The following is a 13431-nucleotide window of genomic DNA, read 5'->3' as shown; positions in this document are numbered from 1 at the left end:
AGCAAGTATCCCAAATCAGGTTACAACAACCGTTGATAAAGATCCCGGTAGGCCTGTGCTGCCACCTGCCAGCTAAAGTCCATCGCCATCGCCTGCCGTTGAACGTAGCGCCACAGAGAAGGACGAGACCACAATACAAACGAACGACGAATCGCGCGCAGCAGCGACCAGGCGTTGCTGTCCTCAAAGCTAAAGCCGCTGGCGATGCCGTCCGCCAGGTTTTCCAGCGAACTGTCATTCACCGTATCCGCAAGCCCGCCGGTACGCCGCACCAGCGGCAGCGTGCCATATTTCAGCCCATAGAGCTGCGTCAGGCCGCACGGTTCAAAGCGGCTCGGCACCATAATGACGTCCGCCCCGCCCATAATACGGTGCGAGAACGCCTCGTGATAGCCGATCTGAACGCCGACGCTGCCGGGGTTTTCCGCGGCGGCGGCGAGGAAGCCCTGTTGCAATACGGCGTCGCCCGCGCCCAGCAACACCAGCTGCCCGCCCTGCTCCAGCAGGCTCGGCAGCGCCTCCAGCACCAGGTCCAGCCCCTTCTGCTTGGTCAGACGGCTGACCACGGCGAACACCGGCACGCTGTCGTCTACCTTCAGCCCCATGGCGATTTGCAGCTGACGCTTGTTTTCCGCCTTGGCGTCCAGCGTGTCGCGGTTATAACGGGCGTTGAGCAGCAGGTCGTGCGCCGGGTCCCAAATCAGCGGATCGACGCCGTTGAGGATGCCGCTCAGCCGTCCTTCGCGCATGCGCTCCGCCAGCAGCGCCTCCATGCCGTAGCCATATTCCGGCTGGGTGATCTCGCGCGCATAGGTCGGGCTTACTGCCGTTATATGATCGGCATAGAACAGCCCCGCCTTGAGGTAGGAGATCTGCCCGAAGAATTCCAGCCCGTGCATATCGAAAAACGACGGCGGCAGCTGGATTTCATCCATATGGTGCGCGTAGAACAGCCCCTGATACGCCAGGTTATGGACGGTAAACACCGACTTCGCCGGACGACCGCGCGCCGCCAGGTAGGCGCAGGTCAGACCGGCGTGCCAGTCATGAGCGTGAACAATATCCGGGCGCCAGGCGGGGTCCGCCCCGCACGCCATTTCACACCCCATCCAGCCGAGCAGCGCGAAGCGCAGATAGTTGTCTGGATAAGCGAACTGGTTCTCATCGTGATAGGGGCTGCCTGGCCGATCATACAGGCCCTCAGCTTCAATCAGATAAATGCCAACGCCATTAAAATGTCCAAAATGCAGCCTGACCGGGCCTGCGAAAGTTTGCAGCTCAGCGACAACCTCCGTGTCGGTTATACCCTTGCGTAGATCCGGAAACGCCGGGAGTAAAACGCGCGTATCCACTCCATCTGCAATCTGTGCTGCCGGTAATGCCCCCACCACATCAGCTAGCCCGCCGGTTTTCAACAGCGGGAAAAGTTCTGAACAGACATGTAAAACCTGCATTCTCGGCTCCTTTAACGGAAATCTGGCGCGATCCTCGCGCAGATTGCGTGTATTACTGTTTCGTCGGTCAGACGGCGTCGTCAGCCAGTCTGGCCAACATTTCGCGCGTCACCAGCACGATGCCCTCTTCTGAACGGTAAAAACGGCGGCTGTCTTCGTCAGGGTTCTCGCCAATCACCATTCCCTCTGGAATAACGCAGGCGCGATCGATGACGCAGCGGCGCAGACGACAGGATCGTCCAACAACCACGTCAGGCAGCAGCACGGCAGAATCAATATTGCAAAACGAATTCACGCGGACGCGTGAAAACAGAACGGAATGCACCACTACCGAACCGGAAATGATGCAGCCGCCAGAAACCAACGAGTTCATCGTCATTCCGTGACTGCCGGAACGGTCCTGCACAAACTTGGCCGGCGGCAGCGGTTCCATGTAGGTATGGATGGGCCATTCATGGTCATACATATCCAGCTCCGGCGTGACCGAGGCGAGATCGAGATTGGCGCGCCAGTACGCTTCCAGCGTCCCGACATCCCGCCAGTATGGCGGCGCGTTTTCGTCGCTCTGCACGCAGGAGAGATTAAAGGAATGCGCCAGCGCTTCGCCGCTGGCGACGACTTTCGGCAGCAGATCTTTACCGAAATCATGGCTGGAGCCGGGGATCTCCAGATCCTCTTCCAGCAGTTGATAAAGATAGTCCGCGTTAAAGACATAGATGCCCATGCTGGCCAGCGCTTTGCTCTCATCGCCGGGCATTGACGGCGGCTGCGCCGGTTTTTCGACGAAGTCCACCACCCGGTTCTGCTCATTCACCGCCATCACGCCGAACGCGGTCGCTTCCTGAATCGGCACCGGCAGACAGGCGATGGTGCAGCGCGCGTTGTTCTCGACGTGATCCAGCAGCATGCGCGAGTAATCCATCTTGTAGATATGGTCGCCCGCGAGGATCACGATATATTGCGCATCGTAACGGCGGATAATATCCAGGTTCTGCGTCACCGCGTCGGCGGTGCCGCGATACCAGTGTTCGGTGGTAAAGCGCTGTTGCGCCGGCAGCAGATCGACGAATTCGTTCATCTCTTCGTTGAAGAACGACCAGCCGCGCTGGATATGCTGCACCAGCGAGTGCGACTGATACTGCGTAATCACGCCGATGCGCCGAATGCCGGAGTTGAGGCAGTTCGACAGCGCGAAGTCGATGATGCGGAACTTGCCGCCGAAATGCACCGCTGGTTTGGCGCGCGTGGCGGTCAGATCCTTCAGGCGCGTGCCGCGTCCGCCAGCAAGGATCAGGGCGACGGTCTGCCCAGGGAGCTGTCTTGCCAGCATCAGGTGTTCGGTATGTTCTAACTTGACCATGTCTGACTCCTTATACTTGCTTTTGGAACACACACACGCTGTGCGCGGGCCCATGCCAGACAGTTGACAGGATCGGATTATCTTCCCCGGCAAAAGGAGGAACGGCGCGCCATTCTCCGTCTGGTAGAGAGAGTTCGCTCACGTCTTGCGTGGCATTTATCGTTATTAACCAACGTCCGGAAAGCAGGATCTGGAGCTTGTGCTCCCCCTGTTCCCACTCACTGCCGTTCAGCGGCTGTCCCTGGCTGTTGAGCCACTGAACATTTTCGTCGCCCACTTCCCACCAGCTATCTTGCGTCAACGCGGGAATTTGCCGACGCAGATGCAGCAGCGCGGCGGTAAAGGCATACAGCCCCTCGTCCTGATTTTTCCAGTCAAACCAGGTGAGTTCGTTGTCCTGACAATAAGCATTGTTGTTGCCGTGCTGACTGTGGCCATGCTCATCGCCCGCCAGCAGCATCGGCGTTCCCTGCGATAGCAGCAGCGACGTCAACAAGGCGTGGGCGCTGCGGCGGCGGCGCTCCAGCACGTTCAGCGACACCGTTAAGCCTTCGCTGCCGTGGTTATGGCTGTAATTGTTGTTATGCCCGTCGCGGTTATCCTCGCCGTTCGCTTCGTTATGCTTGCGCGCGAAGCTCAGCAGATCGCGCAGAGTAAAACCGTCATGCGCGGTAATCAGGTTCACCGAAGCCGACGGCGGGCGTCCGTCATGACGGAAAATATCGCTGGAGGCGGCGAAGCGGCGGGCAAAATCGCCGTTGGTCAGCTCGCCGTGCAGCCAGTAACGGCGCATGTCGTCGCGGAAGCGATCGTTCCAGTCCGCAAACGGCGACGGGAAGCGTCCCATCTGATATCCCTCCGGACCGATATCCCAGGGCTCGGCGATCAGCTTCACCTGCGACAGAATCGGACAGGCTTTTATCGCCGCGAAGAAAGGCGCGTCGGAACGGAAATCGGGCGTTCTGCCCAGCACCGGCGCCAGATCGAAGCGGAAGCCGTCGACGTGACAGGTCGTGACCCAGTAGCGCAGACAATCAAGCGCCCACGCCATCACTTTCGGATGGCTGAGATTGAGCGTGTTGCCGCAGCCGGTCCAGTTATGGTAGCGACCGCCTTCCCCCAGCCAGTAGTAGCTGGCGTTGTCCACGCCGCGCATCGACAGCGTCGGGCCGATCTCCTCCAGCTCTGCGGTATGGTTCAACACCATATCCAGCACCACCTCGATGCCGGCGGCGTGCAGGTTTTTTACCGCCTGCTGGAACTCCTGCAGCGGGCTGCGGCCTCCTTCGCCCGACGCATAGCGCGGCTCCAGCGACCAGAGCGCATAGGGGTTGTAGCCCCAATAGTTGCGCAGACCAAGCTGCTGGAGGCGCGGCTCGTCGGCAAACTGCGCCACCGGCTGCAGCTCCAGCGTGGTAATGCCCAGCCGCTGAAGATAGCTGACAATAGCAGGATGCCCCAGCGCCGCGTAAGTGCCGCGCTGCGTTTCCAGAATTTCCGGATGTCGCTGCGTCAGCCCGCGCACGTGCGCCTCATAGATGACGGTTTTGCCCCAGGGCACACGCGGCGCGACGTCATCGCCCCAGTTAAAATCCTCCTTCACCACTACGCTTTTCGGCGCCACCGCTGCGCTGTCGCTGTCGTCGCGCTGCCATTCGCCGCCGTAGAGACGCGCGTCGTCCGCCACCGCGCCTTCCACCGCGCGCGCGCAGGGATCGACCAGCAGCTTGGCGGGATTGAAGCGGTGTCCCTGCTCCGGCGCCCATGGGCCGTGCACGCGGTAGCCGTAGCGTTGGCCCGGCGCCAGGTCAGGAAAATACCCATGCCAGATGTCATCCGTACGCGCAGGCAGGTCATAGCGGCTCTCGTGCCCTTTCTCATCGAAAAGACAGAGCTCCACGCGCTGAGCATGCTGCGAAAAAAGCGTAAAGTTGACCCCCTTTCCATCCCAGGTCGCGCCCAGGGGAAAGGGTTTTCCGGCATTCAGGTAACTCATTCAGCCTCCCTCATTAGCCAAATGGTCGCCAGCGGCGGCAGCGTCAGAGAGAGCGAATGTTCGCGGTTATGGCTGGGCACGGGCTCACTCCAGACGGTGCCGCTGTTGCCGATATTGCTGCCGTGATAATGCGTCGAGTCGGTATTGATCACTTCGCGCCAGCCGCCCGGCTGCGTGATGCCGAAACGGTAGTTGTAGCGCGGCACCGGCGTAAAGTTGCTGGCGACGATCATTTCGTTGCCTTCACGATCGCGCCGTACAAAGATAAACACCGAGTTGTCATAATCATCCACCACCAGCCATTCAAAGCCGTGGGCGTCAAAGTCGCACTGGTGCATCGGCGTATGGTGGCGGTAGGTCAGGTTGAGATCGCGCACCAAACGCTGTACGCCGTTATGCCAGTTATCCTCGCCTTCCAGCAGATGCCAGTCGAGGCTGGCGTCATGATTCCACTCGCGGCCCTGGGCAAATTCGCCGCCCATAAACAGCAGCTTCTTGCCAGGGAACGCCCACATCCAGCCGTAATAGGCGCGCAGGTTGGCGAACTTCTGCCAGGCATCGCCCGGCATGCGGTCGAGGATCGAACGTTTGCCGTGCACCACCTCATCGTGAGAGAGCGGCAGCACAAAGTTTTCGGTGTGGTTGTAGACCATGCCGAAGGTCATCAGGTTGTGATGATGACGACGGTAAATCGGATCGAGCTTCATGTAATCCAGCGTGTCGTGCATCCAGCCGAGATTCCATTTAAACCAGAAGCCCAGTCCGCCCCCTTCCGGCGGACGCGACACGCCGGGAAAATCGGTCGACTCTTCAGCGATGGTCACCGTGCCCGGCGCGGTGTGTCCCAGCATGCGGTTGGTATAACGAAGAAAATCGATCGCTTCGAGGTTTTCGCGGCCGCCAAAGTGATTCGGCACCCACTCGCCTTCGGGACGGCTGTAATCGCGGTAGATCATCGAGGCGACCGCATCGACGCGCAAACCGTCAATGCCGAAGCGCTCCAGCCAGTAGAGCGCGTTGCCGGCGAGGTAGTTGCTGACTTCACGGCGGCCATAGTTATAGATCAGCGTATTCCAGTCCTGATGAAAGCCCTCGCGCGGATCTTCATGCTCGTAGAGCGCGGTGCCGTCAAACTGCGCCAGGCCGAAATCGTCAGACGGGAAATGGCCCGGCACCCAGTCGAGCAGCACGTTCAAACCGGCCGCGTGCGCGGCGGCGACAAAATGGCGGAACTCATCGCGCGTGCCGAAGCGACGGGTCGGCGCATACATGCCTACCGGCTGGTAGCCCCAGCTGCCGTCGAACGGATGCTCGTTAATCGGCATCAGTTCGATATGCGTAAAGCCCATCTCTTTGACGTAGGGAATCAGCTGTTCTTCCAGCTCCTTGTAGCTCAGCCAGAAGTTGTTGTCGGTATGGCGACGCCAGGAGCCGAGATGCACTTCATAGATAGAGATCGGCGCGTCAAAGGCGTTCGCCGCCTTGCGCTCCTCGCGCATCGCCACTTTTTCCGGCAGCCCGCAAATCACCGAGGCGCTGTCAGGACGCATCTGCGATTCAAAGGCGAAAGGATCCGATTTCAGGCGCAGATGGCCCTTGTTATCGATAATCTCATATTTATAGAGCTGGCCGGGACGCGCCGCCGGCACAAACAGCTCCCAGACACCGATTTCGCGGCGCAGGCGCATCGGATGGCGACGGCCATCCCAGTAGTTGAAATCGCCGACGACCGACACACGGCGCGCATTCGGCGCCCAGACCATAAAGCGCGTTCCGCTGATGCCATCTATCACCTCAGCGTGCGCGCCCAGCGTTTCATAAGGACGCAGATGGGTGCCTTCCGCCAGAAGCCAGCTATCCAGCTCCTGCAACAGCGGGCCAAAACGGTAGGCGTCGTCTATCAGATTTTGTTCGCCGTGCCAGGTGACGGCGAGCTGATAGCGAAACGGATTCTTACGACGCGGTATAACGCCGTGAAAAAAGCCGCGGGAATCGAGACACTTCAGCTGCGCGCATTTGCGCCCGGTGCTGGTTTCAATTACCCACACTTCAGACGCATCAGGCAACAGGGTGCGGACTTCAAGTCCGTTACTGGTCTGATGCATTCCCAACAGTGAAAACGGGTCAGCATAGTGACCTTCAATAATCGCATTGATCGCCTGGCGATCCGGGAGCTCTGACATGACTTTCTTCCTGTGATTTACGGCAGCCGAAGCCATAACGTTAATAAAGACGTTAGCCTGACTGCTCTTCAATGAGCCATGCACGCGCCGGCGAAGCCGCAACCCCTCCATGGAAAAAAGCGTTGCCGCGCGCATCAACTTTTAATATTCGAAACGGAAAAACCAAACAGTCATGCTAAGCATAGACAAGGCGTACAATAAGCCTGCGAACTTTGCACAAAAATAATTTTCGCAGTGCCAAAAAGAGGAGATGGATCACCTGATGGTTAATATTACGCCAGGCTTTTGAAAAGGCAGGAAATAGACCAAGTGCGGGGAATGCGCCCCGTTTGACGCGCCAAACGGGGCAAAGGCAAGATTAATCGACCAGCAGACGCAGCATACGACGCAGCGGCTCGGCGGCGCCCCACAGCAGCTGATCGCCGACGGTAAAGGCGGAAAGGTATTCCGGCCCCATATTCAGCTTGCGCAGACGGCCTACCGGCGTGGTCAGCGTGCCGGTGACCGCGGCAGGCGTCAGTTCGCGCATCGTCAGCTCGCGATCGTTAGGCACCACTTTCACCCACGCGTTATGCGCGGCCAGCATCTGCTCAATCTCCGCCAGCGGCACATCTTTCTTCAGCTTCAGCGTAAAGGCCTGGCTGTGGCAGCGCAGCGCGCCGACGCGCACGCAAAGGCCATCCACCGGAATGGTGTGTTGGGTGCCGAGAATTTTGTTGGTTTCCGCCTGGCCTTTCCACTCTTCGCGGCTCTGGCCGTTCTCCAGCTGCTTGTCGATCCACGGAATCAGACTGCCTGCCAGCGGCACGCCAAAGTTATCGGTCGGCAGCGTGCCGGAGCGCGTCAGCTCGGTCACCTTGCGTTCGATATCCAGAATCGCCGCCGCCGGATTTTGCAGCTCCGGCGCTACATGGTTGTGCAGCATGCCCATCTGCGTCAGCAGTTCGCGCATATGGCGCGCGCCGCCGCCGGAGGCCGCCTGATAGGTGGCGACGGAGGTCCACTCTACCAGGTCGTGCGCAAACAGCCCGCCCAGCGACATCAGCATCAGGCTGACGGTGCAGTTGCCGCCGACAAAGGTTTTAATCCCTTTTGCCAGCCCGTCGCGGATAACATGATGGTTAACCGGATCGAGAATGATGATGGCGTCATCTTTCATGCGCAGCGTAGAGGCTGCGTCGATCCAGTAGCCCTGCCAGCCGCTGGCGCGCAGCTTCGGATAGATCTCACTGGTATAGTCGCCGCCCTGACAGGTGATAATAATATCCAGCGCCTTCAGCGCGTCGATATTGTACGCATCCTGTAGCGTGCCGCTCTGACCGCCGATCGTCGGCGCCGCCTGGCCATGCTGAGATGTGGAGAAAAAGACCGGACGAATCACGTCGAAATCACGCTCTTCGCTCATGCGCTGCATCAGCACCGAGCCGACCATACCGCGCCAACCAATAAGACCTACATTTTTCATTGAACACCTGCTACAGGCTACCCGTCACGTTTGCGCGCCGCGCGCGGCGTAATGAAAAGGTAGCGACAATCTAAGAAGTGAGCATATCGCATCGTCAGGACGCGCAGCCCGCCAGAGAAAATTTGGTTTACCTGTAACCCTCAACTCTACAAAATGCAGCACTGCTGGCAAGTGAATTAATTCGATTGAATTAATCTTTTCAACAGCATTGCTAATAACGGCGCCGCGTACGTAAGGATGAAGAGCAAAATAAATGACTGAAATGATCTCCGCGACCATATTATTGTTGTTGATAATGGACCCGCTCGGCAATCTGCCGATTTTTATGTCGGTTTTAAAGCATCTGGAGCCGAAGCGTCGTCGAACGGTGCTGATCCGGGAAATGCTGATCGCGCTCGGCATCATGCTGCTGTTTCTGTTTGCCGGTGAAAAAATTCTCGCCTTCCTGAATCTGCGCACCGAGACGGTCTCCATCTCCGGCGGCGTGATTCTGTTTCTGATCGCGATAAAGATGATTTTTCCCTCGCCGGAGAGCAACAGCACCGGTCTGCCGGTGGGCGAAGAACCTTTTCTGGTGCCGCTCGCCATTCCGCTGGTCGCCGGGCCGTCGCTACTCGCTACGCTGATGCTGCTTTCTCATCAGTATCCGAATCAGATGGGGCATCTGGTGGGCGCGCTGCTGTTCGCATGGGGCATCACGGTCGTCATCCTGTTGCTTTCCGGCCTGTTTCTGCGGCTGCTGGGCGATAAAGGCGTCAACGCGCTGGAGCGTCTGATGGGGCTGATTTTGATTATGCTGGCGACGCAGATGTTCCTGGACGGCATTCGCGCCTATCTGAAGATTTAAAGGCGGGCGGAAAAGAGAGTCGTAACGGGGAAAGCAGCGGAATCACCATGGGCGGATGCGTTGCGCACCCGCCCGCAGCGATCAGGAGAGCAGCTGGAAGGCGATCATGCCGACAATGGCGCCGACGGTGCCAAGAATCGTTTCCATCAGCGTCCAGGTTTTCAGCGTTTGCGCCTCGGTGGCGCCGGTAAAGCGGCCAAACAGCCAGAAACCGGCGTCATTGACGTGGCTGACGACGATAGAGCCGCCAGCGATGCAGAGCGACAGCGCCGCCATCTGCGCACCGTCATAGTGCAGCGGCTCAATCACCGGCATCACCAGTCCGACCGCAGTTAAGCAGGCGACCGTCGCCGATCCCTGAATAATGCGCACTGCGGCGGCCAGGATAAAGCAGGCCAATGCGATCGGCAGCCCCGCGCCGGTAAGCGCATTGCCGAGCGCCGGACCCACGCCGGAATCGACCAGCACCTGCTTAAACACGCCGCCCGCGCCGATCACCAGCAGGATAATGCCCGCCGGTTGCAGCGCGCTGCCGCACACCTGCATCACTTTCTCTTTATCCATGCCCTGACGGTACGCCAGGCCGTAAATCGCCAGCAGCAGCGCCAGCAGAATCGCGGTGAACGGATGGCCGATAAATTCCAGCCACTCGTACAGACGCGAACCCTCAGAGGTAAAGCGCGCGCCGATGGTTTTCAGGCCAACCAGCACCAGCGGAAACAGGATCAGCGACAGGCTAAAGAAGAAGGAGGGCATCTTGTGCTGCTCCACCTCCGGCTGCGAGGACTCTTCCGGCACGTTAAAGCTGACGTGACGGCTGATAAAATTGCCGAACAGCGGGCCGGCGATCAGCATGCCGGGCAGCGCCGCGCACAGGCCGAGCAGGATCATCCAGCCGAAATCGACATGCATCTGCGACGCCAGCAGCATTGGCGCCGGGCCGGGCAGCAGAAACGCCGCCGCCGCCGCCACGCCCGCAAACAGCGGGATCACCAGCTTCACCAGGTTATCGCCGGTGCGTCGCGCCACGGCGAAAGCGATGCTGATCAGCAGCACCACCGCGACCTCGAAGAACAGCGGCAGCGCGCAGATCAGCCCGGCAATGCCCATCGCATAGTGCGCGCGACGTTCGCCAAAGCTTTTCAGCATACGGATGGCGATCTGATCGACCGCGCCGGTTTCATGCAGAATTTTGCCGAACATCGCGCCCAGCGCCACCACCACGGCGAGAAAGCCGAGCGTGCCGCCCATGCCTTTCTGCATGGTTTCGGCAATTTTATCCAGCGGCATGCCGGAAAACAGGCCCGCGCCGAACGAGACCAATATCAGGGCGACGAACGCGTGCATACGCGCTTTCATCACCAGAAACAGCAGCAGAACAACCGAGCCTGCCGCGGTTAAAACCAGGGTTGCGGTACTCATCAGAAACAACTAATCCTTTTTGATCGCACCCTCAATGGTGGCGATAGTGGCGGCAACGACTTCCGGCAGGGAATGATTGATATCCACCACCAGCACATCATTTTCATCGGCGCCCGGTTCTTCCAGAGTGTCAAACTGTGAGACCAGCATTTGCGGTTTAAAGAAATGACCTTTACGCGCTTTTAGTCGGCTTTCGATGGTTTCAAACTCGCCCTTCAGATAGATGAAGGAGAGGTTATCGTTGCCGTTGCGCAGGATGTCGCGATAGCTTTTTTTCAGTGCGGAACAGACGATGATCGATACCGCCTGAGTACGCTGCATGGCGAACGCCGCATCGTTAACCGCCTGTAGCCAGGGCTGACGGTCGCTGTCGTTAAGCGGATGGCCTTCGGCCATCTTTTCGATATTGGCACGCGGATGAAGAAAATCGCCATCGAGAAACGCGGTTTTCAACTGGTGAGAGACTTCATAAGCAACGGCGGATTTACCGCTGCCTGATACGCCCATCAAAATGAATACATGATGTGACGGCGACTTAATTTGCATTGTTGTTAGCTCCGGCAGATGAAAATGCGAATGTTACCGATAACATTGCCGCACCCATTCTCAGTACGTGCGTACATCAGCGCAACCTGTCTGCGAAGAAAAGCCTGGAATTGTGAGCGGGTTCAAAAAAACATCAGATTCAGATGCTCTCTCCTTCCTCAATCTCAAAGCCTACATCCACCGGCTGACGCACACTGTTATCACCGCCAATACGCGCCAGAAGCAGCGTCGCCGCTTCACGTCCCATGCGATCGCGCGGGGTCAGCACCGTCGCCAGTTTCGGCGTCACCACATGCGCGATATCGTGTCCGTGAAAACCGGCGATCGCCATCTGCTCCGGTACGCGCAAGCCCTGGCGCTGACATTCAAACATAGCACCTATCGCCAAATCATCATTGGTGCAGAACAGGCTGTCGGTTTGCGGGTAACGCTGACGCGCCTCCTGTAACAGCATGGCGCCGGCGCTGAACGAGGATGCTTCCTCCATCATTACGCTGCGCGGCTCCAGCCCCGCTTCGCGCATCGCCTGCTCATAGCCCTGCTGTTTTTGCAGCGTGCGCTCATCCAGGCGCGCGCCCAGATAAACGGTATGACGATGGCCTTTCGCCAGAATAGCGCGCGTCATCTGACGCGCCGCCTCGACGTTATCAAAGCCTACTGCCATATCCAGGCAGGGCGAGACGCTGTCCATCATTTCAATCACCGGAATGCCTGCGGTTTCAATCATACGCAGGCTGGCAGGCGTATGGGTGCGTTCGGTCAGGATCAGGCCGTCAATATTCCACCCCAACAGAGATCGCAGCTGCAACTCTTCTTTATCCGCGTTGTAGCCGAAGTGGCCCACCAGCGTCTGGTAGCCTGCGGCGTCGGTGACGGTTTCAATGCCGCGCAGCACGTCGGCGAAGACCTGGTTGGTCAACGACGGCAGCAGCACGCCGATGGCGCGGCTGGTGGCGTTTGACAGCATATCGGGCGCGCGGTTGGGAATGTAGCCCAGCTCATCCAGCACGACGGCGATTCTCGCCCCCAGCGCGGCGGATACCTGCTGCGGATTGCGCAGGTAGCGGCTGACGGTCATTTTTGTCACGCCGACGCGATCGGCAACATCTTGCAGTACCGGTCTTTTTTTCTTCATGATGGTTCGCCGGGCAGAGAGAGATGACGCTGAGTTTACAAAAAAAAGGCAGGCGCCACGAGCAGGGAAAGCGTGGCCGACGTAACGGTGCGCAAACAAAGCGTGATTGATGAAAGAAGAAGACGAATCGGCGGCAAAACCGGTTTCATCGGATAAACGCGACGGCGCACCGACGCGAAAAGAGAGAAGACGGTAAAAAAGGCCGCCGGGCGAAGGTCCCGACGGCCTGAGGCCATACTGCCGTCAGAACAGGACGGCGCGGTTATTAACTTATACCGGCGGCAGATCGAACAGCAGGATTTCCGCATCGCTGCCGGCTTTCAGCGTCAGGGCGCTCTCTTCCCAGATGGCCAGCGCGTCGCTGGTGATGACCGGCTGGTCATTGACCTGCACATCGCCCTTCACTACCTGAATCCAGATGCGACGCGCAGCGTCCAGCGTGACGTTATCGCTTTCGCCCGCCTTCAGCACCCAGCGCGACAGCGTCATATCCTGATAAACCTTCAGCGAGCCGTCGCGCGCATCCGGCGACAGGATCAGCTGGCGGCCCTGTACGTCGGCGAAGCGGCGCTGCTCATAACGCGGCTCAATGCCGGTGGATTCCGGGATAATCCAGATCTGATACAGATGCAGCGGATCGCTGCTGCTGGCGTTGTATTCAGAATGACGCACGCCGGTGCCGGCGCTCATGATCTGGAACTCCCCCGCCGGGATCTGCTCTTTGTTGCCCATGCTGTCCTGATGTTCCACCGTGCCGGAGAGCACGTAGGTCAGGATTTCCATATCTTTATGGGGATGGGTGCCGAAACCCTGACCGGCATCGATGATATCTTCGTTAATCACCCGCAGCGCGGAGAAGCCCATAAAGTTAGCATCGTAATAGTTGGCGAATGAGAAAGTGTGCCAGCTGTCCAGCCAGCCGTGATTAGCATGTCCGCGTTCTTCCGCTTTACGTACGTAAATCATGTTCAAGGCTCCTCAATGTTTTTTTATAGTCTGAGCCCGGAACGGCCTGAATGATAG

The 13431-nt window shown here is 58.7% G+C and carries 10 protein-coding genes; 1 reads left to right on the top strand and 9 read right to left on the bottom strand.

The window, feature by feature from the left end; all coding sequences use genetic code 11:
- Positions 1 to 20: 20 nt before the first annotated feature.
- The 5 genes from glgA to asd all read right to left on the bottom strand — a co-directional run bounded on the left by glgA (position 21) and on the right by asd (position 8458).
- Complete coding sequence (gene glgA, locus C2E16_RS01730; RefSeq protein WP_038629679.1) at positions 21 to 1454, bottom strand: glycogen synthase GlgA; 1434 nt, start codon at positions 1452 to 1454, stop codon at positions 21 to 23.
- 67 nt (positions 1455 to 1521) lie between these two features.
- Entirely contained in the window at positions 1522 to 2814 is a 1293-nt protein-coding gene (gene glgC / locus C2E16_RS01725; RefSeq protein ID WP_084969863.1) for a glucose-1-phosphate adenylyltransferase, read from the bottom strand.
- 10 nt (positions 2815 to 2824) lie between these two features.
- A complete protein-coding gene (glgX, locus tag C2E16_RS01720; RefSeq protein ID WP_038629677.1) occupies positions 2825 to 4810 on the bottom strand; it encodes a glycogen debranching protein GlgX in 1986 nt (661 codons plus the stop codon).
- The gene (glgB, locus tag C2E16_RS01715; RefSeq protein WP_038629676.1) at positions 4807 to 6993 is read right to left on the bottom strand and encodes a 1,4-alpha-glucan branching enzyme; all 2187 of its coding nucleotides are present in this window, start codon (positions 6991 to 6993) and stop codon (positions 4807 to 4809) included. Before glgB ends, glgX begins: the two co-directional genes overlap by 4 nt.
- Positions 6994 to 7351: 358 nt before the next feature.
- A complete protein-coding gene (asd, locus tag C2E16_RS01710) occupies positions 7352 to 8458 on the bottom strand; it encodes an aspartate-semialdehyde dehydrogenase (RefSeq protein WP_038629675.1) in 1107 nt (368 codons plus the stop codon).
- 253 nt (positions 8459 to 8711) lie between these two features.
- Here asd and C2E16_RS01705 point away from each other — a divergent pair, with 253 nt between their 5' ends.
- On the top strand, positions 8712 to 9305 hold the full coding sequence (locus C2E16_RS01705; protein WP_038629674.1) for a YhgN family NAAT transporter: 594 nt from the start codon (positions 8712 to 8714) through the stop codon (positions 9303 to 9305).
- Positions 9306 to 9386: 81 nt separating this feature from the next.
- Here C2E16_RS01705 and gntU read toward each other — a convergent pair whose 3' ends face one another.
- The 4 genes from gntU to C2E16_RS01685 form a co-directional block, all read right to left on the bottom strand.
- Positions 9387 to 10727 (bottom strand): gluconate transporter, encoded by a 1341-nt coding sequence (gene gntU, locus C2E16_RS01700; RefSeq protein ID WP_084969880.1) that lies wholly within the window; start codon positions 10725 to 10727, stop codon positions 9387 to 9389.
- Between the two features lie 9 nt (positions 10728 to 10736).
- Positions 10737 to 11273 (bottom strand): gluconokinase, encoded by a 537-nt coding sequence (gene gntK, locus C2E16_RS01695; RefSeq protein ID WP_038629673.1) that lies wholly within the window; start codon positions 11271 to 11273, stop codon positions 10737 to 10739.
- Positions 11274 to 11412: 139 nt separating this feature from the next.
- Positions 11413 to 12408, bottom strand: coding sequence for a gluconate operon transcriptional repressor GntR (gene gntR, locus C2E16_RS01690; RefSeq protein WP_038629672.1), 996 nt, complete (start codon positions 12406 to 12408; stop codon positions 11413 to 11415).
- Between the two features lie 270 nt (positions 12409 to 12678).
- Positions 12679 to 13374, bottom strand: coding sequence for a pirin family protein (locus C2E16_RS01685; RefSeq protein WP_084969864.1), 696 nt, complete (start codon positions 13372 to 13374; stop codon positions 12679 to 12681).
- Positions 13375 to 13431 lie beyond the last annotated feature (57 nt).

This window comes from Mixta calida, from assembly GCF_002953215.1.
Classification (GTDB): Bacteria; Pseudomonadota; Gammaproteobacteria; order Enterobacterales; family Enterobacteriaceae; genus Mixta; species Mixta calida.
The sequence above is the reverse complement of the archived record's forward strand: the minus strand, read 5'-3'. Positions and strand labels throughout refer to the sequence as shown.